We start from the raw sequence: 25,042 nt of genomic DNA, 5'->3' as shown, positions 1-25,042 counted from the left end.
CGATTATTGAACATGTCCAAGCAAATAAAACAACAAACTATCAGCGAATGAAAATAGGCATCGTATGTTACCCCACTTTTGGAGGAAGTGGCGTTGTCGCGACAGAACTAGGTAAGGCACTAGCTTCCAACGGTCACGAGATACATTTTATCACATATTCTCAACCGGCCAGACTAGATTTTTTCTCCGAAAATCTATATTACCACGAAGTGGCCATGGCACAATATCCGCTCTTCGACTTTTCTCCTTATGAATCGGCGCTAGCCAGCAAATTAGTGGACGTCGTGAAATTCGAACAATTGGATTTATTACATGTACATTACGCTATCCCGCATGCGTCCGTAGCCTATTTGGCAAAACAGATATTGGCTACCTATGGCATCCATATTCCCGTTGTGACAACACTCCACGGGACCGATATTACCTTAGTAGGAAAAGACAAGAGCTTCAGCCCTGTCGTCACGTTTTCCATCAATCAGTCCGATGGTGTGACAGCCGTATCGGAAAACTTACGTCAGCAAACGTTGGAATCTTTCGAAATCGCCCGAGAAGTACGCGTAATTCCAAATTTTATCGATTTTTCAAGATTTCATAGTAAAAGTAAAGAACACTTCAAGCGGGCCATTGCACCAGGGAACGAACGCGTCATAACACATACATCAAATTTCAGAAAAGTCAAAAACACCCAAGACGTCGTACGTATATTTCAAAAGGTAAACGAAGTCATTCCTAGTAAATTATTGATGGTTGGTGACGGCCCCGAACGCAGAAATGCGGAAGAGCTAGCCAGACAGCTCGGCGTTAGCCAAGATGTCCGTTTCTTGGGAAAACAAGATGCTATCGAAGAAATTCTGTCTGTTTCTGATCTATTTTTGATGCCTTCCTCATCAGAAAGTTTTGGCCTCGCAGCACTCGAAGCGATGGCCTGTCACGTACCCGTTATTTCGTCGAACACAGGGGGACTCCCCGAATTAAATGTACAGGGGATAAGCGGCTTTTTGAGCGAAATTGGCGACGTAGACGACATGGCAAAACATGCCATGTACATTTTAGAAGATTGCGATAGACTTCAACAATTCAAGGAAGCTGCGTTTGCTCGTGCGAAGGAATTTGACCTCGTCAATATCCTTCCTTTATACGAGGCTTATTATGAAGAGGTTGTCAGTCAGTCTAAAAATAAATAAGCTGTTCATACAAGATAGATTAAAGAATTACTTCCAAGAATTGTTTCTTGGGGTTTTTACGGCGAATAAAATCCAAACAGTTTCAGAAAAAAATTCTATCTTTGGCTTTTGGAAATGTTCCAAAAAAACAATCATGAAATATAAACGTATCCTACTCAAACTCAGCGGTGAAGCCTTAATGGGTGAACAAAGTTACGGCATCGACATCAATCGTGTGATGCAATATGCAAACGACATTAAAGAAATTCATAGTCAAGGGCTAGAAATAGCTATTGTCATCGGTGGAGGCAATATCTACCGCGGTTTGAGCGCAGAAAAAGCCGGAATGGATCGTGTGCAGGCTGACTATATGGGAATGTTAGCGACCGTGATCAATAGTATGGCCTTACAGGATGCGTTGGAAAAAGTAGGATTGAAAACGAGGTTGTTAACAGCCATTAAAATGGAACAAATATGTGAGCCTTTCATTCGCAGGCGTGCCGTACGGCACCTCGAAAAAGGTAGAGTTGTTATATTCGGCGCTGGTACAGGAAACCCCTATTTCACAACAGATACAGCGGCATCACTACGCGCAATTGAAATCAATGCAGACGCCGTACTTAAGGGAACCCGTGTGGATGGAATCTATACGGCAGATCCGGAAAAGGATCCTTCGGCTCAACGTTATGAAAACATTTCGTTCCAAGAAGTTTATGAAAAAGGTCTAAATGTAATGGATATGACCGCCTTTACCCTCTGTCAAGAAAACAACCTTCCAATAATTGTCTTCGATATGAATAAACCCGGCAACTTGAAAAAGTTAGCGGATGGAGCCCATATCGGCACAATCGTTAGTTAAGCTATTGCAAAAGAAACAGAAAAGATATGAACGAACTAATCTCCTTGGAACTAGATGACTGTAAAGAGAGCATGGGAAAAGCTGTTGCTCATACAGAATCTGAGCTTACAAAAATCAGAGCTGGAAAAGCTACGCCTTCTATGTTGGACGGAATTTCGGTAGAATACTATGGAAGCATGACGCCACTTTCGCAGGTTAGCAACATCAACACCACCGATGCACGAACGCTCGTTATCCAACCTTGGGAAAAGAACATCATTAATGCCGTCGAAAAAGCGATTATCGATTCGAATATTGGCTTAAACCCTCAAAATGATGGTGTCGTTATTCGTTTGGTTGTCCCCCCGCTAACGGAGGAAAGACGTCGCGACTTAGTGAAAAAGGTAAAGGAAGAAGCTGAGAAAGGACGCGTTGCGGTGCGAAATATACGTAAAGACGCAAACGAATCGATCAAAAAACTAAAAAATGACGGCGTGTCAGAAGATGAGATAAAGACTGGAGAGGCTGAAGTACAGAAGTTGACCGATTCATTTATTGTAAAAGTTGACCAACTTGCTGAGTTAAAAGAAAAAGATATTATGACCGTGTAAAAACGAAATACATAATGTATCAAATGAAAAAAAGGATTCTTACTTACAGAATCCTTTTTTTCATTTAATATTTTTTACTTAAATTACACAATAGATCACCAATTTAAACAGACAGAGGTATGCAACATAACAGAAGAACATTCCTTAAACAGGCCGGTTTAGGTTTGTCCGCAGCTTTTTTAAGCCCTTACCTATTTTCCTGCTCCGGAAATAAAACGGGCAATGGCCCGTTTCACAACTTGGGTATCCAGTTGTACTCGATTCGGGATTTAATCGGCACCGATCCTATAAAAACTTTAGAGACAGTCGCCAAAATAGGTTACAAACACGTAGAAACTTTCGGTGTTGATGCTGCGTCCGGAAGCTACTGGAATTTACCCGTCGCGGAGTTAAAAGGCGTACTGGACAATCAAGGACTAAAAACGCATAGCGGTCATTACGATATGTCCAAATATCTGAGTCGTCATCACCAAGACAAAGAAAATATAGAAAAATACATCGAAATTGCACACCAACTGGGACAAACCTACGTCGTCGCACCCGTAACGCCAATGGACGACCTAAACAATTTAACAATCGAAGATTATCAATACGCTGCAGAACAGCTTAATAAGGCCGGAGAAATGGCAAAGAAAGCCGGCATCAAAATAGGATACCATAACCATTTTTGGGAGTTTCGGAATTTCGCCAATGGCACCAAGGGCCTGGATATACTGATTGCTTTTACGCAACCCGAACTTGTTGATTTTGAACTGGACCTATTTTGGATTGAAAAGGCGGGTTTAAAACCACAATCTTACTTCGAAAAATATCCGGGTCGTTTCAGCATGTGGCACATCAAAGACATGGATAAACAATTTACCACACCTGTTGTTGGTGAAAAGTTCGATACGGCCGACTTTATGGGAATCATGAAGGAAATCAAATATACGGAGGTGGGCACAGGCGCTATCGACTTTGTAAATATTGCTAGTTATGCAGAAAAATCAGGACTTCAATATGCATTTGTAGAACAGGATGACATCTACCTCCCTAACAAATTTGAAAGTATTAAAAAGAGCTTCGACTATGTACAGAAATCCCTAGCTAAATAGCAAAAAGAGAGCAAATGCTCTCTTTTTGCTATTTACTCAGCGCTAAAATTTTAGTTGCTCAACTTCAAGCGCATTTTTTTCAACAGCCTCTTTCAACTCGGCTTTAAAGGCTTTTACCTTTTCCGAAAGCTCAGCAGATCCAATCGCCAAAATTTGTGCAGATAAAATGCCTGCATTTTTTGCTGCGTTCAAAGCAACTGTAGCCACAGGAATTCCGTTGGGCATCTGCAAAATAGAAAGAACAGAATCCCAACCATCAATAGAATTCGAAGACTTTACAGGCACACCAATGACGGGTAGATGCGTAATGGAAGCCACCATCCCGGGCAGATGCGCAGCACCACCTGCGCCTGCAATAATGACCTTAAGCCCCCTTTCCGCAGCAGACTTCGCATAATCAAACATCCGTTCCGGCGTCCGGTGAGCGGAGACGATAGATACCTCGAAATCCACACCTAGTTTTTTCAAAACCTCAATCGCATCTTGCATAACAGGAAGATCCGATTTGCTCCCCATTATTATCCCAACAACTACTTTATTTTCCTGACTCATATAGACAATATCTATGCTTTAACTTTTAACGTTTCCTGCACCCAACGTGCGTTTTTAATGGCTACTTCCCGGTCTTCATTGACAATGCAAACATGCCCCATTTTCCGAAAAGGTTTGGTATATTTTTTACCGTAGAGGTGTACGAAAACTCCCTCTCGACCCAGTACTTCTTCTACCCCATCGTATTTAGCAAGCCCCTCATATTTCGGTTCTCCCAACAGATTAATCATTACTGCGTGCGTTCGCGCTGCTGTAGAGCCTAAGGGTAAATTAAAAATGGCACGAAGATGCTGTGCAAATTGCGATGTCAGATTCCCCTCAATGGTATGGTGTCCGCTATTATGTGGCCGAGGCGCGAGTTCGTTTACCAAGATCTGTCCATCTCGGGTCAAAAACATTTCGACAGCCAACAAACCGACGATCTGTAAATCGCCTGCTATCTTTTTGGCAATCTCTTCTGCCTGAACTTGAATCTCTAAAGCCAAAGTAGAAGGAGATATCAAGAACTCGACCAAATTGGCCTGCGGATTAAATTCCATTTCAACAAGCGGGAAAGTTGAAATGTCGCCACGATCATTCCGCGCGACAATAACTGCGATTTCCTTTTCGAAATCGACCAATTCTTCGACCAAGGAAGGTTCCGTAAAAGCCGTTGCAATATCATCCGGTGTACTGATTTTCTTCACACCTTTTCCATCGTAACCGTCACGCCGCAACTTCTGTATATACGGCAGGCCAATCACTGTTTCATATAAATTGTCTTTCGTGGACATCAATTGAAACGCAGCCGTTGGAATGTCATTTTGCTTAAAAAACTGTTTTTGCAACCCCTTGTCTTGAATCAATCGGATAATACGTGATTGTGGATAAACGACCACCCCCTCTTCTTCTAACTTTTCCAAGGCGTCTACATTCACCTTCTCAATCTCAATGGTAATCATGTCCAATTCCTTACCAAAGTTATACACCGTTTCAAAGTCACTCAACGACCCACATTCGAAACGATTGCACAATTTACGGCAAGGCGCATTCTTGTCTGGATCCAATATATGCACGTTCACGTTGTAATTGATCGCCTCTTGGATAAGCATACGGCCTAACTGCCCGCCCCCTAAAATGCCTAATTGCAACTCGCCATAAAAATCTTTTGCCATACTTACTTTATATATTAACCGTTTTCAGGAAAGTACTGATCCTGAAGAATATTCTCTGTTTCTATTTTTTTCTGTAATTCTAAAAAAGCACCGATCAATGCTTCTGGACGTGGAGGACATCCTTGAACGTAAACATCAACAGGAATGATCTTATCCACTCCCTTTACGACATGATATCCATGCTGCCAATATGGTCCACCGCAGTTCGAACATGAACCCATGGATATTACATATTTTGGTTCAGGCATCTGTTCGTACAACTTTTTTATCCGATCGGCCATCTTGAATGTCACAGTCCCTGCAATGATCATAACATCAGATTGTCTTGGTGAAGGTCGAGGAAAAACTCCTAAGCGGTCCAAATCATAAGTGGAAGCCATGGCTCCCATCATCTCGATGGCACAACACGCAATGCCAAAGCTCACAGGCCACATCGATGATAATCTTGCCCAGTTCAGCAAATCATCCATTTTTGCGATAATTACGCCTCCATTTTGGGATTGGGTCACACTCATAGGCTAATCAGTTTGACTTCTTAAATTTAGGACGGAATCCGACTGTTTTGGCAACAGCTTCTTTCACTTCTTCTTCCAGAGGTTGCAACGTCTCTTCCTTATAACTCCGTAGTGCATATTTCTTCGTGTTCAACAAATCATACGCTTTAGCAGGAATCCCGACAGAAACTTCGGGTGTTCGATGCACAGGTCGAATCCATGAAATATCTCCGCGGCGCCAAACATAAATAAGGCCTATTAGTAATATACCGAGAAAAATCGCCATTTCAATCAGGGTAAACCATCCCCATCTTCCATCCGCTTCAATTAACACCTTATTGCCGAAGACTGTTGCCCAAGGAAAAACAAAGATAAGTTCTACATCAAACAACAAAAAAACAAGTGCAATGACATAAAATCTCGGATTAAGTTGAACCCAAGCAGTACCAACAGCCTCCTCGCCACATTCGTATGTACTTAATTTTTCCGGATTAGGTTTTTTTGGTGACAATACTTTTGCTAAAAAGATCGTCGCGCACACCAATAGAATACCTATTATTGCAATCAATAATATTTTCCCATATTCCGAAAGCTGCGCGGGGTCATCCATATGACAAAATTAAGAAATATTACTGGGAAAAACAGGGGAAAGCCCCATAAAATAAAAACAGGCAACTCTGCATTTTTTAACTAGGTTCGGATGCGCCCATAAGACGGAGCGTACAAACAAATCCATGTTCATGAACCGTATCTCCGCGATCCTTTATATTAGTGAAAATCTTTCCCTATGTCAAACCCATGGTTATATCCCCCGAACAGGGGTTTACGGAAATTGGTAATACGTAGCGCTACACAATCCATCTAAGGGAACCAAACCACTTTGGAACTTACTGGAATACGGACATGGAACAAAAAATGTCCCGTATCCGTATTTTATAACGTCTTAAAAAGGTTTTCCAGGCATCTTCGGCATATTGCGCATCATTTTTGCAGCCATCCCTGGGTTAGACATTTGCTTCATCACTTTCCGCATATCAGCAAATTGTTTCATTAACTTGTTGACTTCATTGATATCCGTACCGGAACCTTTTGCGATGCGCATCCGTCTCTTTGTATCGATCGAATCAGGATTCTCTCGTTCGAAAGGCGTCATCGAATCGATAATTGCTTCAATAGGTTTGAACGCATTGTCGTCAATCTCTACATCCTTTAGCGCCTTTCCAACGCCTGGAATCATACCCATCAGATCTTTCATGTTACCCATCTTCTTAATCTGTTGGATTTGTGTCTTAAAGTCGTTGAAGTCAAACTTATTCTTACGGATTTTTTTCTGTAATTCAGCGGCCTGTTTTTCATCAAACTGTTGCTGTGCGCGCTCCACCAGAGACACCACATCTCCCATTCCCAAAATACGCGAAGCCATACGATCCGGATAGAAAACATCCAGTGCCTCCATTTTCTCACCCGTACCGATAAATTTAATTGGCTTGTTTACAACGGACTTGATAGACAACGCAGCTCCGCCACGAGTATCCCCGTCCAGCTTAGTCAATACAACACCTGTAAAATCCAGACGATCATTAAACGCTTTCGCCGTATTCACCGCATCTTGACCGGTCATGGAGTCAACCACAAACAAGATTTCGTGAGGTTGTGTAGCATCTTTCACTGCGGAAATTTCGTTCATCAACGCTTCATCTATAGCCAAGCGACCAGCCGTATCAACGATCACGACATTATGTCCGCTACGCTTAGCTTCCTCGACGCCTTCGCGCGCGATCGCGATAGGATCAGTTGACTCACGGTTGACATACACAGGAACCTGAACTTGTTCTCCGAGCACCTGTAACTGGTCTACGGCAGCCGGACGATAAACGTCGCCAGCAACCAACAAAGGTTTTTTGCCTTTTTTTTCACGAAGATAATTAGCCAGCTTACCAGAGAATGTTGTTTTACCAGCTCCATTCAGCCCCGCAATCAGGATCACCGTCGGATTTTTTGACAAATCGATATCGGTAACTGTTCCGCCCATTAAAGCAGTCAGTTCGTCGTTCATGATCTTCGTCAACAGTTGCCCTGGCGAAATACTCGTCAATACATTTTCACCTAAGGCCTTCTGTTTTACATCATCGGTAAACGTTTTGGCGGTTTTATAATTCACATCAGCGTCCAAAAGCGCCTTGCGAATTTCTTTCATCGTCTCCGCAACGTTTATTTCAGTAATACTCCCTTGTCCCTTGAGTACTTTAAAGGCCCTATCCAGTTTATCCTGTAAATTCTGAAACATGTTTATTATCGTCTTAAATGCTAAGTGCCAAAGTTACAAAATAGTGATGAAGCTACCATATTTTTTATAACGCGATTTGCGCAGCAGTTCATCGGTCAATATCCGGCCTGTCCGCCCAACACAAAAAAGGGAGCAATTGTGCAATTGCTCCCTTTTTTGTGTCGTATGCTTGTTAATCCCGTCGACCAAACAAAAGGTATGCATAATATAACAACGTGACCAGCGCTGATAACGCTGCGACCACATACGTCATAGCGGCCCATTTTAATGCATCTTTGGCGCCATCATGCTCCTCCGGATTAGGTGTCACATGAGACGCATTCAGCCAAGCTAAAGCCCGATTCGAAGCATCAAACTCTACCGGCAATGTAATAAACGAGAACAGTGTTGTTAAAAACAAAGCACCAACGCCGACGGCTAAAATCCAAGGGTTTCCTGAAAAGGCCATCAAAATAACACCCAACATCAACACCCACGATGTTAGGCGCGAAGCGATACTTACCACGGGTACCATAGCCGAGCGAAACTGCAACCACGAATACGCTGTTGCATGCTGCACTGCGTGCCCACATTCGTGTGCTGCCACTGCCGCTGCCGCTACACTACGCCCATGATAAACTTCTGGGCTTAAATTGACCGTTTTGTTCCCAGGGTTATAATGGTCAGATAATTGACCTTCATTCGCCACCAAAATCTGCACATCATAAATTCCGTTCTCGTGCAACATTTTCTGAGCGATTTCCGCACCAGAAAGCCCCGAAGTCAGCGGCATCTCCGAATACTTCTTAAACTTGTTTTTAAACCTAGATTGCACAATCCAACTGATAAGTGCAATACCAATAAATAAAATCCAATATAGCATAGTTTTCTTTCTTCTTATTTTATATCATTCCCCTATCAAATCACATTCCATACAACGTCATGAACAGTAAGATAACAAAAATCTTTCATTTTGTCAGCTTTTTTGACTTTGTTCATAGAATATTCTGCCATTTTTACGGAAACAAAGAAAAGCCATTCCGAAGAATGGCGTTCACAAGTTCCAATATGTATTTCGAACTACCCCAGATTCAGCATCATGTTGTGCTCTTCAATCATTTTCCGAAGGTTATTTAGCGCATACCGCATTCTACCCAACGCTGTATTGATACTTACCTCTGTAATGTCTGCGATTTCTTTAAAACTCATATCACAAAAATGGCGCATAATCAGCACCTCTTTTTGGTCGTCAGGTAAACGTTGGATGATCTTTCGCAAGTCCACATCGCGCTGATTTAACATGAGTTTTGATTCGGCGCTTTCATCAGCAAACTCCAAGATCCCAAAGATATCGTATCCTTCGCTGCTCACTACCGTCGGGCTCCGCTTTTCCTTTCGGAAATGGTCAATGACCATATTTTGCGCAATCCGGATAACCCAAGGCAAAAATTTACCCTCATCATTATACCTACCCGATTTTAATGTCTTAATTACCTTAATGAAGGTTTCCTGAAATATATCCTCAGCGAGATACTCATCTTTAACCTGAAGATAAATGGACGTGTATATTTTTGATTTATATCTATTCAACAATATTTCGATCCCAGCTTCATCACCCGCTACATAAGCCTGAATTAGTTCAAGATCACTCTTTTCTTTTAACGTTTTCATAATAAATCTCCCAGATTTAGTTTGAATTAATTGTAAGAGTAAAGTGTTTTATAGGCGCTCCTTTTTGTTAAATTATACCCCAAATCAAGCGAAAAATAACGACTATTCAAACTAAAACGCTGATTTTTAACATTTCTTCACATTTTATCACATTCCCGTTACAAAACAAAATGCCCCGGCTTTTAGTCGGGGCGTTTTATGCATATCGAAAAAACAGATTTCTACTTATATAATGGAAATTGTGTCATCAAAGACTTCACTTTTTCGTGAATCTTACCCAACGCAGCATCATCAGCACGGCTAGCTAACGCTTCGTCGATCAACTCACCGATCTGAATAATTTCGTTTTCCTTAACACCTCTCGTGGTTATAGCCGCTGTACCAAAGCGCACACCCGATGTGACGAACGGAGAACGCGTATCAAATGGGACCATGTTTTTGTTTGTCGTAATACCAGCTTTTCCCAATACAGCTTCGGCTTCTTTACCAGAAATATCTTTGTTGCGCAAGTCGACCAGCATCAGGTGGTTATCAGTTCCTCCTGAAATAATTTTGTAGTCTCTTTCTACAAAGAACTGTGCCAACGTCGCCGCATTTTTCCGCACTTGTTTCGCATACTCTAAATACTCATCAGTTAAAGCCTCGCCGTATGCAATCGCCTTTGCTGCGATCGTATGCTCCAAAGGACCGCCTTGTGTACCGGGAAACACGGCGAGATCAAGCAGCTGCGTTATTGTACGGATTTCACCTTTTGGCGTCTTGATGCCCCATGGATTCTCAAAATCTTTCCCAACCATAATCATCCCACCACGCGGCCCGCGGAGCGTCTTGTGTGTTGTTGTGGTCACGATATGACAATGTGGAAGCGGATCGTTTAACAATCCTTTTGCAATTAAACCTGCTGGATGCGAAATATCAGCCATCAACAGGGCACCAACTTCGTCCGCTACCTTACGGATACGTGCATAATCCCAATCACGAGAATAGGCAGAAGCTCCACAGATAATCATTTTCGGCTTTTCACGAAGCGCGGTTTCTTCTAATTGTTCATAATCGATTAACCCTGTTTCCTCCTTCACTCCATAAAACAAAGGTTGGTACACTTTACCAGACAAGTTGGCAGGAGAACCGTGGGTCAAGTGTCCACCATGAGAAAGATCCAATCCTAAGATTTTATCACCAGGCTGTAGGGTCGCTAAAAATACAGCCGCATTGGCTTGCGCTCCAGAGTGAGGCTGTACGTTTACCCATTCTGCTCCAAAAAGTTGCTTTGCACGGTCGATGGCAATACTTTCAATTTCATCAACCACCTCACACCCACCGTAATAACGCTTTCCGGGAAGGCCTTCCGCATATTTATTCGTCAATACAGAACCTGCAGCTTCCATAACTTGCTTGCTCACAAAGTTCTCCGAAGCAATTAACTCAATGCCTTCTTCTTGGCGCTTTAGCTCGTCAGCTATTAGGTTAAAAACGACCTGATCTCTTTCCATTATGAATATTCTTAAGGAGTAAATTCTATTAACTTTCTAAATTTGTTGCAAATATAGTATAAATCCAGCAAAAAGCTTGGACATCCTCTGCAATCTTTTTACGATTGCACGTCCTTGCGCAACAATATCTGTGCAGCATGGTATGGATTATCGACCAGTTTCCCCATGCGGGTCAAAATAAGGCCAATATACTGGTCAACTGTTGTCTCATCGGTCAACCCTTCGGTTGCATTTTTAAAAAGTGCCACCGTATTATCTTTCAATTCCCGAACAATAAGCCAGGCTGCATCCAAAACATATAATTGCTGCGTCATATTGTGTTGGAATTCCCTTTCGATATCCGCAATCACCTGTTGTTTGAAATGCCGCACATCGGTATCTTGTCGCTCTTGTCGCAACATGACCTCACGGGGTTCCATACGGGCGGTCAATAATAGCAACCGTTCATAGGCAGCAAAACGCAATTGTTGAAAAACACGCTTCTCGTCCCTATCTTGACTAATCGCCCGCACCTTCCACATATACGATTCTATGTTGGGCCACAGCAATTTAAATGAAACAAAAGCGCCCCCTATCACCCCAATTGTTACAGACAAAATCTGTACGAAAATATCAGCAAATTCGTCGCTCATCGTTATTGTTTTTTAAGTGTCAAAAATAGGAGTTACCAAAAAATATGGCTAAAAATATGTATTTTTGTTTAATTCGAACGAGTTTAAAAATTGATTCTAATGAGTTTAGAAACCGTAACAGCAGCAGCTCCTGTGAGCTTAACAGACGGAGCTGTACAGGAACTAAAGAAATTAATCGACCAACAGGAAATTGGCGCCGATTTTGGATTGCGTGTAGGTGTAGAAGGCGGAGGTTGTTCTGGCATGAGCTACATTTTGGGATTCGATCAAAAAAAAGATGGAGATAACGAATATAACATCGCCGGAATACGGGTGTTCATGAACAGAGCCCATGGCATGTATCTAGCAGGCATGGAGATAGACTTCAAAAATGGGTTAGACGCACGCGGATTCACGTTCAATAATCCGAATGCAACAAGCACCTGTGGATGCGGAAGTTCGTTCTCCGCCTAAGCCATTTTTTTAATATAACCAAGGAGGCCTATAGCGCGCCTCCTTTCGTTCCTTTCCACCGGTCACCCCTCACCTCGTAGAACGCTATTTTTTCTACGGAAAATCAAATTAACCTTCTTCCTCATTTATGGGCACGCCCGGAATGCGCAAGCATTGAAAAAACCACATTGATCTTCCCGTTTAGGCGTCGCAATTCCCTATTTATTCTTAAATATAAAATCGTTAAATTAGCGACCTTTAATAAAATATAGTAAATTCGGATGTACAAGGAATATAAGCAGTTAAATCTGCCTGAAATTGGCAAGGAAATATTGAAGCGTTGGGAATCGAATAACATTTTTGAAAAAAGTATTTCGAATCGTCCTGCAAGTAAACCGTACACATTTTACGAAGGCCCTCCTTCGGCTAATGGTATGCCGGGAATACACCACGTGATGGCCCGCTCCATTAAAGACATCTTCTGTCGTTACAAAACACTAAAAGGATATCAAGTAAAGCGTAAAGGCGGTTGGGATACTCATGGACTCCCCATTGAACTTGCCGTAGAGAAGACCTTAGGCATCACGAAAGAAGATATCGGAAAAAAAATATCGGTCGAAGCCTATAACGATGCCTGCCGGAAAGAGGTAATGAAATATACAGATGTCTGGAATGACCTAACCCAGAAAATGGGATATTGGGTCGATCTAGAGAATCCCTATATCACCTATCAAACGGCGTATATAGAAACCTTGTGGTATCTCTTAAAAGAATTATATAAAAAAGGGCTTTTATATAAAGGATATACCATTCAGCCCTACTCTCCTGCTGCCGGTACTGGATTAAGTTCGCATGAATTGAATCAGCCCGGCACGTATAAAGATGTAAAAGATACGACTATTGTCGCTGAATTCCGGCTAGACAAGAAACAGGTACATCCGATGATAGCGACCCTGGTGGAAGCTGACGATGAAGATGTTGCCTTCATTGCCTGGACGACAACACCATGGACACTGCCTAGCAATACGGCACTCGTTGTTGGGAAAAACATTGACTATGTAAAAGTCAAAACCTTCAACCAATATACAGGCTCTCCAATTTCAGTTATATTAGCCAAAAACTTGGTAAGTAAACACTTCAAAGCTGAAGGCGAAAACGCGTCGTTTCAGGAGTATCAGCCAGGAGATAAAGTAATTCCATGGGAAATCGCAGCATCTTTTAAAGGCGAAAGTCTAGTTGGATTACGCTATGAACAGCTCCTTCCTTATATTACCAGTGAGGAACTCCAAGAGAAAGCATTCCGGGTGATCGCTGGAGACTTTGTAACGACCGAAGATGGTACGGGGATTGTCCACGCGGCACCGACCTATGGAGGAGACGACTTTCGCGTGGCGAAAGAGAATGACGTACCTGCAATCCTTGTCCGCGATGAAAACGGAAAGGATGTTCCGACCGTGGATCGCACAGGTCGATTTGTAAAAGAAATAACGGATTTTGCCGGTCGTTTCGTAAAAGAAGAATATTATTCTGCCGAAGAACGCGCCGATAAAGATTTTCGGCCGACCGATGTACTAATTGCTATTAAGCTGAAAGAGGAAAATAAAGCGTTCGACGTCAAAAAATATGAACATACCTACCCGCACTGCTGGCGTACGGATAAACCCGTCTTGTATTACCCGCTTGATAGTTGGTTCATTCGCACCACTGCCGTTAAAGACCAATTAGTAGCATTAAACAAAACGATCAACTGGAAACCTGAGGCCACCGGTTCAGGACGATTTGGCAACTGGCTGGAGAATCTCGTAGACTGGAACCTTTCTCGCTCTAGATATTGGGGAACTCCATTACCTATTTGGCGTTCCGCGGATGAAAATGAAGAAGTCTGCGTCGGATCTCTTCCGGAATTAAAAGAGTTACTCGAGGCCTCCATACAATCCGATGTGCTGAGTGCGGAGGAGAAGAAAATAAATCAAGCGTATCTTTCTAAGTTTGGCACAGAGGATCTGGATTTACACCGCCCTTATGTGGATGACATTATTTTGATTTCCGAAAATGGCCAAAAGATGTTTCGGGAGCCTGATTTAATCGATGTATGGTTTGATTCAGGCGCAATGCCTTACGCACAATGGGGGCTGGACCATGCGAAGCTCGCCGCAGGCGACACCTATCCTTTCCAGGAAGGATATGACCATGCCTTCCCCGCTGATTTCATCGCCGAAGGAGTCGACCAAACACGCGGATGGTTCTTCACGTTACACGCCATATCCACGATGATACGAGGTTCTGTCGCATTTAAAAACGTCGTTTCCAATGGCCTCGTTCTGGATAAAAACGGCAATAAAATGTCCAAGCGTCTCGGAAATGGAGTTGACCCCTTTGCAACCATCGAACAATACAGTGCCGATGCAACCCGTTGGTATATGATCAGCAATGCCGCCCCGTGGGACAACCTCAAATTTAATGCAGAGGGACTAGAAGAGGTGCGCCGTAAGTTCTTCGGCACACTTTACAATACCTACGCTTTCTTTGCGCTCTATGCCAACATCGACAATTTCACGTATGCGGAGCCGGACATTACCATTCAAGAAAGACCGGAAATAGACCGCTGGATTCTTTCCTTATTGAACAGCCTGACAAAAGAGGTAGATGCGTGTTACGCAGATTACGAGCCGACGAAAGCTGCTCGTGCTATTCAAAACTTCGTTGATGAACACCTCAGCAACTGGTATGTTCGCTTATGTCGTCGCCGATTCTGGAAGGGTGACTATACAACGGACAAAATCTCCGCTTACCAAACGTTGTACACGTGTTTGGATACCATTGCAAAGCTGATGTCACCGATCTCGCCATTCTTCTCTGATCAGCTTTATTTGGATCTCCACGCTGGAACAAATAAGGAACAGCACGAATCCGTACACTTAGCCGATTTTCCGGTATACCAAGAAGCCTGGGTGGATAAAGCCCTTGAGGAACGTATGGCTTTGGCACAAGACATCTCTTCATTGACCCTGTCTTTACGTAAAAAAACGGGCGTCAATGTGCGACAACCGTTGAACAAGATCTTGGTTCCTGTATTGGATAACGCATTCCAAGAAAAAGTGGAGAAAGTTAAAGAATTGATTCTTTCGGAAACAAATATTAAGGCAATCGATTTCATCACAGATACCACCGGTATTATAAAAAAGAAAATAAAACCAAATTTCAAAGTTCTTGGCGCGAAAGTTGGTAAAGATATGAAATTGGTGGCCGGGGCAATTCAATCGCTAAACGATACACAAATTAGCGAATTAGAACTACAAGGTGTTTTAGCACTCCCGGGCACAGCATATAGTATCAAACCAGAGGATGTCGAAATTATTGCAGAAGATGTGGCTGGATGGCAAGTGGCAAACCTCGGCAAGTTAACCGTTGCACTGGATGTGCATATTACATCAGAATTGAAGAAGGAAGGGCTTTCTAGAGAATTAGTCAACAGAATTCAAAACTTAAGGAAAGAAAAAGGACTTGAAGTTACCGATAGAATTCGCGTATCAGTTAGTCAAAATACTGAAATTCAAGATGCTGTAAATGATAATTTGTCGTATATTTGCACCGAAATTCTAGCAAACTCTTTGGATTTTGAAACATCCGTTGAGTCAGGAGATACAATCGAAATCGATGGTATGGAATTAAGGGTATTAATTGAAAAAGTTTAATTATGGGAACGACTAACGAAAAAACACGGTACAGTGACGCTGAACTTCAAGAGTTTAAAGATATTATTCTTGAAAAGCTTCGCATTGCAAAAGAAGAGCTTTCGGCTTTAACATCGACATTGAGCAATAGCAACGCCAATGGCACTGATGATACGGCTGGAACATACAAGACACTCGAAGATGGTTCTGCAACGTTAGAAAAGGAACAAGTAAACCAGCTGGCAGCCCGCCAAAAGAAATTTATAGACAACTTGGAAGCTGCCTTGGTACGAATAGAAAACAAAACGTACGGCATTTGTAGAGAAACCGGTAAATTGATTCAAAAAGAGCGGTTAAAGGCAGTTCCACATACAACGCTCAGTATAGAAGCGAAAAACAAACAGTACTAATTTTTTGAAAGATGTTAGGATGAGTTTGTCTCCACATAACAATGGGGACAAACTTATTCTTTATGTATATGAAAGGCTACTCAAGACCCCTGATACTTATTGCGATCGTCCTACTTGTGGATCAGCTATCCAAATTTTGGGTGAAACTAAATATGACAATCGGCCAGGATTTTAATATCCTCGGAAATAAATTCCTGATTCATTTTATTGAAAATAATGGAATGGCCTATGGCATGGAATTCGGCGGAGAATTCGGCAAATTATTCCTCACCCTGTTCCGGATAGTTGCCGTAGCTGGTATAGGATATGGTCTCTTTTATATGGTAAAAAACAAATATCATCGTGGCTTCATACTCAATGTCGCACTGATATTTGCCGGAGCCTTAGGTAACATTATCGATTCTACATTTTACGGAATAATCTTCAGCGAAAGTACTTTTTATGATAAAGCTACGCTCTTTCCAGAAGGAGGAGGCTATTCGTCAATTTTTCATGGAAAGGTGGTCGATATGCTCTATTTTCCGCTAATTGAAGGAAATTTTCCTGACTGGTTTCCCATTTGGGGAGGCGAGCATTTTCTATTCTTTCGTCCGGTCTTTAACATAGCAGACTCTGCCATATCCGTGGGAGTATTCTTAATCTTAATCTTTCAACGGCGCTATTTTAAGGAAGAACACATCGAAAAAGAAAGTGTCAATAGCGAAGTATTAGAAGACTAACCGAAGCCCTGCCGTTGCAGGGCTTTTTGCTTACAAGCGATCAAGGTTACGGTGAAAAATAGGAATACGCCCCGGCCAATTGTTAATATCCTCGCGACATGCTCAATCTTTCCACCACATTTTCGTCATACGCACGAGTTCACTTCCGGCAATGAATGTTTTACGAGGAAACCTTATATTTGAATCATGAAAAAAGATCCTTTTTTGCTACAAATAGTAGCCGTTCTTATGTTATCCTTCCTAACATTTCGCACTACGTCCGCCCAAATCCAGACAGAGAAACTAAAAAAACACATTTATTATCTTGCCGACGATAAGATGAAAGGCCGAGGTACGGGCTCCAAACAGGCGGCAAAAGCGGCAAAATATATTGAAAATGAATTTAAAAAATATGGCTTAACGCCAAAAGGCGAAAAAGGATACCGACAAACGTTTGAAGCAAGAGTGCGACGCGTTATCGTTAAAGACAGCATTCGACGAGCAGATAACGTGATCGGTTTCTTAGACAACGGCAGTGCATATACTGTAGTAGTGGGTGCTCACTACGACCATTTAGGCGAAGGGCATCAAGGTAGCTCGCGCGACTCCCTCGGCGTAGGAAAAATCCACAATGGTGCGGATGACAATGCTTCCGGCGTGGCGGGGCTCCTCGAACTCGCCCGTCATTACGCAACGAATAATAACAAAGAAAAATACAACCTGCTATTTATAGCATTTGGTGCAGAGGAGTTAGGATTAATTGGTTCAAAGTACTTTACAGAACACCCTACCTTGCCCCTAGAAAATATACAATGGATGCTCAATATGGACATGATTGGCCGGTACAACCCAGATAATGGCGTCGCGATTATAGGATATGGAACGAGTTCAAAATTTCCAGCCATCTTTGAGGGTATCACCAGCGACATTAAATTCTATACGAGCAGAGACGGAAATGGCGGATCCGACCAAACCTCTTTTTACAAAAAAAACATTCCTGTCCTGTTTTTCCATACCGGTGGACATGTCGACTACCATAAGCCGGGAGATGACCCTGAAAAAATAGATTATAAAGCACTAACTTCTATCCTAGAACTAGAGCGAAGGGTAATTGACAATTCCATGCAACAGCCAAAGATGGACTTTATTTGGACAAACTAGAACGAAGATGCGTATACTGGTAACGGGAGCAAATGGCCTATTAGGTCAAAAACTTTTAGACAAACTTCTCAACAGAAAGGGAGTAACGGTCCTAGGAGTATCTGCAAGCGCAAACCGCAATCCACACCTGCCGCAGGAATCTTTTGCGCAGGCAGATATTACGGACATGCCCCATTTTGCCGCGATCGCCCAACGTTTTCATCCGACACATATAGTCCATGCTGCCGCAATGACAAGCGTCGAACGATGTGAGCAACAGCAAGAACGATGTCTCGAAGTGAATGTGGTCGCAACGGAAAAAATCGCCACATTTTGTCAAGAACAGCAAATTCATTTAACCTTCCTATCTACCGACTTTGTCTTCGACGGAATCGCAGGGCCCTACCGTGAAAACGACGCCCCCCGCCCCTGCAATAATTATGGCATCAGCAAACAGGAGGCTGAAAAACGAATATTGGCGTCAGGCGCTCAAGCAGCTATTCTCCGAACGATCTTGGTGTACGGCGTCATCGCCGATAAAGGACGATCGAATATTGTTCTTTGGGTAAAAGACAATCTATCTCGCGGCGATAGTATTTCCGTCGTGTGTGATCAATGGCGGATGCCTACATGGGTAGACGATCTAGCGGATGCCTGTATACGGTCGATGGAAAGACAGGCCACCGGTATTTACCACATTTCAAGCGATACGATGTTCAGCATTTTAGAAATCGCAGAACAGGTAGCCTGCTATTGGAACCTCGATAAAACACTTATTCGGCCGGTTACTGCGCGCGAGCTCGGACAAGATCAGAATCGACCACGCACGACTGGCTTCTATCTCGAAAAAGCCAAAACCGACTTAGGCTTCTATCCAACACCATTGGTAGAATCATTCAATATAATAGAAAAACAACTGCTAATATTCCAATCTCATGAATAAAAAATTTGCCAAAGAATCGTATACCGAGATGAATGAACTCGTCCTCCCCAACGACACCAATACCTTCGGAAATCTAATGGGTGGGCGCCTACTTTATTGGATGGATATCTGTTCGGCTATGGCTGCACAAAAGCACTCAAATAGTCCAGTTGTTACAGTGTCGGTAGATAATGTATCCTTCAAACGCTCTATCAAGCTCGGGGAAGTCGTTACCATCCAAGCGCAGGTGACACGAGCGTTCTCTACATCGATGGAGGTCCGTATGGAGATATTTGCACAAAATCTACCGGAAGGAACAAAAGAAAAATCAAACGAAGCATATTACACATTCGTGGCCATTGATAAAGAAAACAAACCCACGCCTGTACCAGAACTTATTCCAGAGACACAAACAGAAAGGGAACTATTTGAGAAAGCTTCACAGAGACGGGAACTACGTTTAATCCTGGGCGGCAAGCTTAAACCGGAAAATGCTGTCGAAATACAGAATTTAATCAGCAGTGCTGTTAAGGAGTAAATGGAAAAATGGCTGCGTACATATCGACGTACATAGCCATTTATGTCCTGTTATTCCGATCCTAAAGCGACAATACGATCGAATTCTTCTGCTTTTAAGGGCATCACCGAAAGTCGTCCCTGCTTCACTAAAGCAACGTCCTGTAGCAATCCATCTGCTTTTATAACTTCCAGTGTCACGGGCGTTTTAAAGGTTTCTACAGGAGCCAAATCAACAACGACCCAACGTTCGTCCTCCGTCGTCGGATCTTGATAAAACTCCTTCACTACCTTGGCAATACCTACCACTTCTTTTCCTTCATTACTGTGGTAAAAAAGCACCAAGTCCCCCTTTCTCATCGCCTTCAGGTTATTGCGCGCTTGGTAGTTACGTACACCGTCCCAAAAGGTCTGTCCATCCTTATTGAATTGATCCCAACTATACTTGAAGGGTTCCGACTTGACGAGAAAATAGTTCATAAACAAAATTAAAAAAAATTAAAAAGTAGCGTGTAGCATTTTTTTAAATAAAATATTAGGAGCTACCTCCACCAACTGCTCCCCGAACGTCGGACAACGCTAGCGTAAACAGCCCGTTCTATCTTCTATCAGTAACGAAATACCCCTTCCGCCAAATGACACAATTTTCGGCATATATTCAGTTACGGTGTTGCACCAATGGCCGGCACCACGGTAATCAGGAATGGTTCCATGTGCTTTATGACTACATGGCCAAAGCAGCTATCCGTGTGGATATAGTGCTATCCTTCCGGTTCGAGCACCTCCATCTTATCTGCAAAGTGGGCGCAATAGTCGCGTAAATCGCCGATTACCTTGTCGGCCATGGGATCGCCACCCGATGCACGCAAAAACGAGTCGCCTAATGTTTGTAATGTTTCGTAGAAGAAACGTTTCATTTCATCATAAGGCATATCCTTCGTCCATAGGTCGATACGCAATGAATTCTTATATTGTGCGTCCCACAATGCCAAAAACATGGCCTTGGCTGGCATCTCGTCAGACGTTTCTCCGTCGGTAGATGACCAGTCTATCGTGTCTGGAACATTTTGTTCGTCCAGGGTAACGTTTAGTTTTATCTCTGCTTTCTTCATTTTTCAATATATATTAACTTCAGAAACATATACCTCTTTTGCTGTCAATTATGCTCCTGAATATCCTAAAATCCGGAGAAACACCACAACGATGCTTGTCATTAAAATAAAGCCCATCTGTGCATACCAGAGCTTCTTAACATCCTTCACGAAACTTCGGAACAGCACGTCAGTAAGCACTACGACAATGACGAAAATAACCACCCACCACCAACTCATGTGAAGCTGGTCATTCCCCCATTCCGAAATCATCCATGTCAGAAAGCAGGCTAAAACAATATTTAGCGGTGTTAACTTCATGAAAATCGCTTTCTATTGTTTTTCTTTGGTTTCTTGCCCTTGGCATTATTTGCCTTTGCTTTTATGGCGTACTTTTTTTCATGAAATGCCCCTTTAAAATCGGGATCATCTTTCTTTTTTTGGTTGTCAATTTCACGCGCTATTGCCTGTCGTTCCTCAAACCCGGTCTTCTCCACAAAAACTTCCGCCGGCACCTCATGCACCGGGATGTTTTGGCGGATCAATTTCTCAATTTTATCAACGTAATAACGCTCGGCAGGATTACAGAATGTGATCGCATCGCCCTGATGAAAAGCCCGTCCCGTCCGTCCGATACGGTGCACGTAATCCTCGACAACGATTGGCACATCAAAGTTGAAAACATGACTCACGTTCGACACATCTAATCCTCGAGCAGCGACATCCGTCGCCACCAGGATGCGAATATGCCCGTCTTTAAAGGCTTGAATGGAGTTGATCCGTGTATTCTGCCCTTTATTGGCGTGAATAACACGCACATGATCTTCGCCATATTTCCGCTCTAAATAATGAAAAACATTATCTGCAACAGTCTTTGTCTTGCAAAAGACAATGATACGATGAAATGACGCATCGTCTTGTAGCAAATGCTGCAACAGGTTCAACTTAGTCTTTAGATTAGGCACTTCATACAGCGACTGTGTCACGGTTTGCGCAGGCGTTGCTTGCTCGGTGACTTCGATCACCGTTGGAAATGCTAGGAAATCGCCCGCAATTTTCCGTACCAATTCGCTCATCGTGGCAGAAAACAGTAAATTTTGCCGCTTTCTAGGGACAACTTCCAGAATACGATGGATCTTGCTAATGAATCCCATATCCATCATTTTATCCGCCTCATCCATCACCAAAAATTTTAACGATTTGGTGGGAACGTCCCCAGCTAAATATAGATCGAGAAAACGTCCAGGCGTGGCAACGATGATGTCACATCCTTTTTGCAATTGCTCTTTCTGTGTTTTAGGCCCTAATCCTCCATATAAAACCACCGTCCGCAGATCCAAATAAGTCGAAAAGGTCCGAATATTTTCTTCAATTTGCATGGCCAACTCCCGCGTAGGAGAAAGGATCAATGCACGCGGATCGTTGCCTTGGGCATACTTCAATTTCATTAACATGGGCAATACAAAAGCTGCTGTTTTCCCTGTACCAGTCTGAGCGATACCGAGCACGTCTTGTCCGGCTAATATAGGCGTAATCGCTTTTTGCTGAATTTCAGTCGGCACTTCGTATCCTGCCTCCGCAATTGCCCCGAGCAATTGTTTATTTAATTTGAAATCTTCAAATGATGCCATTCGACAAAGATAGTCAAAATATGAGACTTAAGCGATCCGATTAAAAGCAGGAAGAAACGCTACGTTCCAAATTTTATTTTACAAAATTTTGTTTTGCCAGTGATTTAAATCAACTTTGTGTTATAAAATTGGTTGAATATGAAATATACATGGGTCGGATCTCAAACACACATGCATATTCCATATGATAAATAAACACAAATAACACACATATGAAAAAAATTTGGTTTTTCATACTCTTCAGTATGGTGAGTATGACCACATTTGCCGACGAGGGGATGTGGTTCTTAATGCATATCAAAAGGCTGAACGAAGCCGACATGCAGAAAAAAGGCTTAAAACTAACAGCCGAAGAAATCTACAGCATTAACAATTCCTCACTAAAGGATGCTATCGTGCAGTTTGGCGGCGGATGTACGGCCGAAATTGTTTCTGGGCAAGGATTAGTCTTCACCAACCATCACTGTGGATACGGCGCAATCGCAGAACTCTCTGCGCCTGAGCATGACTATTTGACTAATGGGTTTTGGGCAAAATCACTACAAGAAGAATTGAAACCTAAATCACTTTCAGTGCGTTTCTTCGTTCGTATGGATGATGTATCAAAACGTATCTTAGGTTTGGTGAACGATCAAATGACTGAAAAGGAACGCGAAAAAATCATCAATCAGGAAATCGCGAAAATTGAACAGGAGAACAGCGAAGGAGGCAAATATGTGGTATCGGTTAAATCCTTTTACAACGGCAACGAGTATTACTATTTTGTTTATCAGGATTACACAGACGTACGGTTAGTCGGCACGCCTCCTAGCAGCATTGGAAAATTTGGCGGCGATACCGATAACTGGGAATGGCCAAGACATACCGGCGACTTTTCTATTTTTCGTGTGTACGGCGATAAAAATGGTAATCCTGCAGCATACTCGGAAGACAATGTTCCTCTTAAGCCGAAGCATTTTTTGCCGATCAGTATAAAAGGCGTCAAAGAAGGAGACTTCTCGATGATTCTTGGTTACCCAGGCCGCACCAACCGTTGGATGAATGCGGCCGGCATCGATCAGAATGTTAATTATGCTTACCCCGCATGGGTAGAAGCATCTAAAGTGGGAATGGATGCGATGAAAAAACACATGGACAAAGACCAGGCGGTTAAGTTGAACTATGCGTCTACGTACTCCGGTGTTGCTAACTATTGGAAAAATCGCCAGGGTATGATCGATGCATTGACAAAACATAAAACGGCTGCCACCAAGCGTGTACAAGAGGCGAAATTCCAAAAGTGGGCAAACAAAAAAGCAAACAAAACTCAATATGGCGACGTCTTGACGACCATCAATGCATATTATGCAACTACGAACGAAAAAGCTCGACATGACAATTATTTGATCGGAATGTTGCGTTCTTCTACATTCGCCGCCCTGCCCTATAGCTTAGGGAGCGCGCTGAAACAGTATGCTGCAGCGAACGACGCAAAACGCGCGGAAATGCGTCCATCTTTTGAAGCCGGTTTTGCCGAAACTTTCGAAGACATACACATTCCTTTAGAAATCGACGTACTAGCCGACGAACTGAACTTGTATGCAAAAAAAGCAGGTAACATTGCGCCTTATATCCAGCAGTTAGCCGCTAAAAACAACGCAAACTTCCAAGCGGATGTCCAGCAAGCGTTCGAACAAAGTATTTTCTCTTCCCTAGATAATCTAAATGCCTTTTTAGCAAACCCGACGGAAGCAAAAGTAGACAATGACCCCTTGTTCTTGTTATCCAAGTCACTCATGGATAAGTACAGAGAACGTACACCGGAGACAGAGGCTGCAAATGACAAATTCCAGGCAGCTTACCGTAAGTACATTGCCGGTGTACTTGCGTCTAATCCAAAAGGTAAATACTACCCCGATGCGAATTCGACTTTGCGCCTTACCTACGGAACCATCCGCGCACTGCCGGCAGACCCACGTAACGACGCAACAATTAATAATTATACCACATTAAAAGGTACTATTGCAAAATACAAACCGAATGATGAAGAGTTTGACTTACCGAAACGATTAATGGACCTCTATGAGGCCAAAGATTATGGACGCTATGCAGACAAAGCAGGTTACATGCCTGTAAACTTCCTAAGCGATCAGGACATCACCGGCGGAAATTCCGGATCACCCGTCTTAAACGGAAATGGAGAATTAATCGGTTTGGCGTTCGACGGAAACATCGAAGCCATGGCGGGCGATGTCATTTTCGACCCTGTACTTCAACGTACTATCTCTGTAGACATTCGTTACGTATTGTTCATCATCGATAAATTTGCCGGCGCGCAAAATATAATTGATGAATTAAAAATTGTAGAATAAACGCCTCACAATAAATTTATTTGTGAATTTAGATACAAAAAATGCGGTTTACTTCGTTGTTTTTGTATATTTATGATATCTTAGATCAAGAATTAATAGAAACTAAAATTATATAATTAAAAATGGAAAACTACAACAAATTAAAAAGCTTAGTTGCAGCAATCGAAGCTGACGCAGACAAGTTCTTCAACAATGGTAATTCAGCTGCT

Annotated in this window: 25 protein-coding genes and 1 pseudogene; 13 read left to right on the top strand and 13 right to left on the bottom strand. The window is 42.7% G+C overall.

What is annotated here, in order from left to right; translation table 11 throughout:
• Positions 1-47 precede the first annotated feature (47 nt).
• The 4 genes from bshA (at position 48) to ACFSR5_RS11030 (ending at position 3,706) form a co-directional block, all read left to right on the top strand.
• Positions 48-1,184, top strand: a complete 1,137-nt coding sequence (gene bshA / locus ACFSR5_RS11045; RefSeq protein WP_380903687.1) for an N-acetyl-alpha-D-glucosaminyl L-malate synthase BshA — start codon at positions 48-50, stop codon at positions 1,182-1,184.
• A 133-nt stretch (positions 1,185-1,317) separates the two neighbouring features.
• Positions 1,318-2,022: a UMP kinase gene (gene pyrH / locus ACFSR5_RS11040; protein ID WP_380903685.1), complete on the top strand. Its 705-nt coding sequence runs from the start codon at positions 1,318-1,320 to the stop codon at positions 2,020-2,022.
• Positions 2,023-2,048: 26 nt separating this feature from the next.
• Positions 2,049-2,612 carry a ribosome recycling factor gene (frr, locus tag ACFSR5_RS11035; protein WP_380903683.1) on the top strand — a complete coding sequence of 188 codons (564 nt, stop codon included), beginning with the start codon at positions 2,049-2,051 and terminating at the stop codon, positions 2,610-2,612.
• 119 nt (positions 2,613-2,731) lie between these two features.
• Positions 2,732-3,706, top strand: a complete 975-nt coding sequence (locus ACFSR5_RS11030; protein ID WP_380903681.1) for a sugar phosphate isomerase/epimerase family protein — start codon at positions 2,732-2,734, stop codon at positions 3,704-3,706.
• Positions 3,707-3,748: 42 nt separating this feature from the next.
• Here the strand turns inward: ACFSR5_RS11030 and purE are convergent, their stop codons facing one another.
• From purE to ACFSR5_RS10985, 9 genes are all read right to left on the bottom strand, one after another.
• Positions 3,749-4,258 (bottom strand): 5-(carboxyamino)imidazole ribonucleotide mutase, encoded by a 510-nt coding sequence (purE, locus tag ACFSR5_RS11025; RefSeq protein WP_380903679.1) that lies wholly within the window; start codon positions 4,256-4,258, stop codon positions 3,749-3,751.
• Positions 4,259-4,269: 11 nt separating this feature from the next.
• Positions 4,270-5,412: a 5-(carboxyamino)imidazole ribonucleotide synthase gene (locus ACFSR5_RS11020; protein WP_380903677.1), complete on the bottom strand. Its 1,143-nt coding sequence runs from the start codon at positions 5,410-5,412 to the stop codon at positions 4,270-4,272.
• Between the two features lie 14 nt (positions 5,413-5,426).
• Positions 5,427-5,927 (bottom strand): NADH-quinone oxidoreductase subunit B, encoded by a 501-nt coding sequence (locus ACFSR5_RS11015; RefSeq protein WP_380903675.1) that lies wholly within the window; start codon positions 5,925-5,927, stop codon positions 5,427-5,429.
• Between the two features lie 7 nt (positions 5,928-5,934).
• The gene (locus ACFSR5_RS11010; RefSeq protein ID WP_380903673.1) at positions 5,935-6,516 is read right to left on the bottom strand and encodes an NADH-quinone oxidoreductase subunit A; all 582 of its coding nucleotides are present in this window, start codon (positions 6,514-6,516) and stop codon (positions 5,935-5,937) included.
• Positions 6,517-6,849: 333 nt separating this feature from the next.
• The gene (gene ffh / locus ACFSR5_RS11005; protein ID WP_380903671.1) at positions 6,850-8,193 is read right to left on the bottom strand and encodes a signal recognition particle protein; all 1,344 of its coding nucleotides are present in this window, start codon (positions 8,191-8,193) and stop codon (positions 6,850-6,852) included.
• Positions 8,194-8,365: 172 nt separating this feature from the next.
• A complete protein-coding gene (locus ACFSR5_RS11000; protein WP_380903669.1) occupies positions 8,366-9,055 on the bottom strand; it encodes a zinc metallopeptidase in 690 nt (229 codons plus the stop codon).
• A gap of 197 nt (positions 9,056-9,252) precedes the next feature.
• A complete protein-coding gene (locus tag ACFSR5_RS10995; protein ID WP_380903667.1) occupies positions 9,253-9,843 on the bottom strand; it encodes an RNA polymerase sigma factor in 591 nt (196 codons plus the stop codon).
• A 221-nt stretch (positions 9,844-10,064) separates the two neighbouring features.
• Positions 10,065-11,336: a serine hydroxymethyltransferase gene (gene glyA / locus ACFSR5_RS10990; protein ID WP_380903665.1), complete on the bottom strand. Its 1,272-nt coding sequence runs from the start codon at positions 11,334-11,336 to the stop codon at positions 10,065-10,067.
• A gap of 98 nt (positions 11,337-11,434) precedes the next feature.
• Positions 11,435-11,968: a DUF7935 family protein gene (locus ACFSR5_RS10985; RefSeq protein WP_380903663.1), complete on the bottom strand. Its 534-nt coding sequence runs from the start codon at positions 11,966-11,968 to the stop codon at positions 11,435-11,437.
• Positions 11,969-12,067: 99 nt separating this feature from the next.
• Here ACFSR5_RS10985 and ACFSR5_RS10980 point away from each other — a divergent pair, with 99 nt between their 5' ends.
• The 7 genes from ACFSR5_RS10980 to ACFSR5_RS10950 all read left to right on the top strand — a co-directional run bounded on the left by ACFSR5_RS10980 (position 12,068) and on the right by ACFSR5_RS10950 (position 19,782).
• Complete coding sequence (locus tag ACFSR5_RS10980) at positions 12,068-12,421, top strand: HesB/IscA family protein (protein WP_380903661.1); 354 nt, start codon at positions 12,068-12,070, stop codon at positions 12,419-12,421.
• Positions 12,422-12,681: 260 nt separating this feature from the next.
• A complete protein-coding gene (ileS, locus tag ACFSR5_RS10975; RefSeq protein ID WP_380903659.1) occupies positions 12,682-16,095 on the top strand; it encodes an isoleucine--tRNA ligase in 3,414 nt (1,137 codons plus the stop codon).
• Between the two features lie 2 nt (positions 16,096-16,097).
• Positions 16,098-16,484 carry a TraR/DksA family transcriptional regulator gene (locus ACFSR5_RS10970; RefSeq protein ID WP_037495781.1) on the top strand — a complete coding sequence of 129 codons (387 nt, stop codon included), beginning with the start codon at positions 16,098-16,100 and terminating at the stop codon, positions 16,482-16,484.
• Positions 16,485-16,552: 68 nt separating this feature from the next.
• Positions 16,553-17,203 carry a lipoprotein signal peptidase gene (locus tag ACFSR5_RS10965; RefSeq protein ID WP_380904359.1) on the top strand — a complete coding sequence of 217 codons (651 nt, stop codon included), beginning with the start codon at positions 16,553-16,555 and terminating at the stop codon, positions 17,201-17,203.
• 186 nt (positions 17,204-17,389) lie between these two features.
• Positions 17,390-18,343: a M20/M25/M40 family metallo-hydrolase gene (locus ACFSR5_RS10960; protein WP_380903656.1), complete on the top strand. Its 954-nt coding sequence runs from the start codon at positions 17,390-17,392 to the stop codon at positions 18,341-18,343.
• Positions 18,344-18,350: 7 nt separating this feature from the next.
• On the top strand, positions 18,351-19,265 hold the full coding sequence (locus ACFSR5_RS10955) for an SDR family oxidoreductase (protein ID WP_380903654.1): 915 nt from the start codon (positions 18,351-18,353) through the stop codon (positions 19,263-19,265).
• Positions 19,258-19,782, top strand: a complete 525-nt coding sequence (locus tag ACFSR5_RS10950) for an acyl-CoA thioesterase (RefSeq protein ID WP_380903652.1) — start codon at positions 19,258-19,260, stop codon at positions 19,780-19,782. Before ACFSR5_RS10955 ends, ACFSR5_RS10950 begins: the two co-directional genes overlap by 8 nt.
• Before the next feature lie 50 nt (positions 19,783-19,832).
• On the opposite strand, the gene ACFSR5_RS10945 is transcribed toward ACFSR5_RS10950, so the two are convergent.
• The 4 genes from ACFSR5_RS10945 to ACFSR5_RS10930 all read right to left on the bottom strand — a co-directional run bounded on the left by ACFSR5_RS10945 (position 19,833) and on the right by ACFSR5_RS10930 (position 22,482).
• Positions 19,833-20,240, bottom strand: a complete 408-nt coding sequence (locus tag ACFSR5_RS10945) for an EVE domain-containing protein (RefSeq protein WP_380903650.1) — start codon at positions 20,238-20,240, stop codon at positions 19,833-19,835.
• A gap of 281 nt (positions 20,241-20,521) precedes the next feature.
• Positions 20,522-20,872 (bottom strand): gliding motility protein GldC, encoded by a 351-nt coding sequence (gene gldC, locus ACFSR5_RS10940; protein ID WP_380903648.1) that lies wholly within the window; start codon positions 20,870-20,872, stop codon positions 20,522-20,524.
• Between the two features lie 48 nt (positions 20,873-20,920).
• Positions 20,921-21,172 carry a hypothetical protein gene (locus tag ACFSR5_RS10935; RefSeq protein WP_380903646.1) on the bottom strand — a complete coding sequence of 84 codons (252 nt, stop codon included), beginning with the start codon at positions 21,170-21,172 and terminating at the stop codon, positions 20,921-20,923.
• Positions 21,169-22,482 carry a DEAD/DEAH box helicase gene (locus tag ACFSR5_RS10930; RefSeq protein WP_380903644.1) on the bottom strand — a complete coding sequence of 438 codons (1,314 nt, stop codon included), beginning with the start codon at positions 22,480-22,482 and terminating at the stop codon, positions 21,169-21,171. Before ACFSR5_RS10930 ends, ACFSR5_RS10935 begins: the two co-directional genes overlap by 4 nt.
• A 212-nt stretch (positions 22,483-22,694) precedes the next feature.
• Here ACFSR5_RS10930 and ACFSR5_RS10925 point away from each other — a divergent pair, with 212 nt between their 5' ends.
• Together ACFSR5_RS10925 and ACFSR5_RS10920 are read left to right on the top strand one after the other, a co-directional pair.
• Positions 22,695-24,833 (top strand): S46 family peptidase, encoded by a 2,139-nt coding sequence (locus ACFSR5_RS10925; RefSeq protein WP_380903642.1) that lies wholly within the window; start codon positions 22,695-22,697, stop codon positions 24,831-24,833.
• Positions 24,834-24,955: 122 nt separating this feature from the next.
• A pseudogene (locus ACFSR5_RS10920) lies at positions 24,956-25,042 on the top strand (histone H1); the annotation flags it as partial.

Origin of the sequence: Sphingobacterium suaedae, from assembly GCF_042684625.1 — a bacterium.
Classification (GTDB): Bacteria; Bacteroidota; Bacteroidia; order Sphingobacteriales; family Sphingobacteriaceae; genus Sphingobacterium; species Sphingobacterium suaedae.
This window is presented reverse-complemented; position numbering and strand designations above follow the sequence as displayed.

What these genes read in the sequence shown, in the direction of transcription:
- bshA (WP_380903687.1), top strand. Translation starts at nt 48, where the DNA reads ATGAAAATAGGCATCGTATGTTACCCCACTTTTGGAGGAAGTGGCGTT.
- ACFSR5_RS11010 (WP_380903673.1), bottom strand. Translation starts at nt 6,516, where the DNA reads ATGGATGACCCCGCGCAGCTTTCGGAATATGGGAAAATATTATTGATT.
- ACFSR5_RS10955 (WP_380903654.1), top strand. Translation starts at nt 18,351, where the DNA reads ATGCGTATACTGGTAACGGGAGCAAATGGCCTATTAGGTCAAAAACTT.
- purE (WP_380903679.1), bottom strand. Translation starts at nt 4,258, where the DNA reads ATGAGTCAGGAAAATAAAGTAGTTGTTGGGATAATAATGGGGAGCAAA.
- ACFSR5_RS10930 (WP_380903644.1), bottom strand. Translation starts at nt 22,482, where the DNA reads ATGGCATCATTTGAAGATTTCAAATTAAATAAACAATTGCTCGGGGCA.
- ACFSR5_RS10985 (WP_380903663.1), bottom strand. Translation starts at nt 11,968, where the DNA reads ATGAGCGACGAATTTGCTGATATTTTCGTACAGATTTTGTCTGTAACA.
- ACFSR5_RS11015 (WP_380903675.1), bottom strand. Translation starts at nt 5,927, where the DNA reads ATGAGTGTGACCCAATCCCAAAATGGAGGCGTAATTATCGCAAAAATG.
- ACFSR5_RS10970 (WP_037495781.1), top strand. Translation starts at nt 16,098, where the DNA reads ATGGGAACGACTAACGAAAAAACACGGTACAGTGACGCTGAACTTCAA.
- ACFSR5_RS10980 (WP_380903661.1), top strand. Translation starts at nt 12,068, where the DNA reads ATGAGTTTAGAAACCGTAACAGCAGCAGCTCCTGTGAGCTTAACAGAC.
- ileS (WP_380903659.1), top strand. Translation starts at nt 12,682, where the DNA reads ATGTACAAGGAATATAAGCAGTTAAATCTGCCTGAAATTGGCAAGGAA.
- pyrH (WP_380903685.1), top strand. Translation starts at nt 1,318, where the DNA reads ATGAAATATAAACGTATCCTACTCAAACTCAGCGGTGAAGCCTTAATG.
- ACFSR5_RS10965 (WP_380904359.1), top strand. Translation starts at nt 16,553, where the DNA reads ATGAAAGGCTACTCAAGACCCCTGATACTTATTGCGATCGTCCTACTT.
- ACFSR5_RS10945 (WP_380903650.1), bottom strand. Translation starts at nt 20,240, where the DNA reads ATGAACTATTTTCTCGTCAAGTCGGAACCCTTCAAGTATAGTTGGGAT.
- frr (WP_380903683.1), top strand. Translation starts at nt 2,049, where the DNA reads ATGAACGAACTAATCTCCTTGGAACTAGATGACTGTAAAGAGAGCATG.
- ACFSR5_RS10960 (WP_380903656.1), top strand. Translation starts at nt 17,390, where the DNA reads ATGAAAAAAGATCCTTTTTTGCTACAAATAGTAGCCGTTCTTATGTTA.
- gldC (WP_380903648.1), bottom strand. Translation starts at nt 20,872, where the DNA reads ATGAAGAAAGCAGAGATAAAACTAAACGTTACCCTGGACGAACAAAAT.
- ACFSR5_RS10925 (WP_380903642.1), top strand. Translation starts at nt 22,695, where the DNA reads ATGAAAAAAATTTGGTTTTTCATACTCTTCAGTATGGTGAGTATGACC.
- ACFSR5_RS11000 (WP_380903669.1), bottom strand. Translation starts at nt 9,055, where the DNA reads ATGCTATATTGGATTTTATTTATTGGTATTGCACTTATCAGTTGGATT.
- ffh (WP_380903671.1), bottom strand. Translation starts at nt 8,193, where the DNA reads ATGTTTCAGAATTTACAGGATAAACTGGATAGGGCCTTTAAAGTACTC.
- ACFSR5_RS11030 (WP_380903681.1), top strand. Translation starts at nt 2,732, where the DNA reads ATGCAACATAACAGAAGAACATTCCTTAAACAGGCCGGTTTAGGTTTG.
- ACFSR5_RS10935 (WP_380903646.1), bottom strand. Translation starts at nt 21,172, where the DNA reads ATGAAGTTAACACCGCTAAATATTGTTTTAGCCTGCTTTCTGACATGG.
- ACFSR5_RS10995 (WP_380903667.1), bottom strand. Translation starts at nt 9,843, where the DNA reads ATGAAAACGTTAAAAGAAAAGAGTGATCTTGAACTAATTCAGGCTTAT.
- ACFSR5_RS11020 (WP_380903677.1), bottom strand. Translation starts at nt 5,412, where the DNA reads ATGGCAAAAGATTTTTATGGCGAGTTGCAATTAGGCATTTTAGGGGGC.
- glyA (WP_380903665.1), bottom strand. Translation starts at nt 11,336, where the DNA reads ATGGAAAGAGATCAGGTCGTTTTTAACCTAATAGCTGACGAGCTAAAG.
- ACFSR5_RS10950 (WP_380903652.1), top strand. Translation starts at nt 19,258, where the DNA reads ATGAATAAAAAATTTGCCAAAGAATCGTATACCGAGATGAATGAACTC.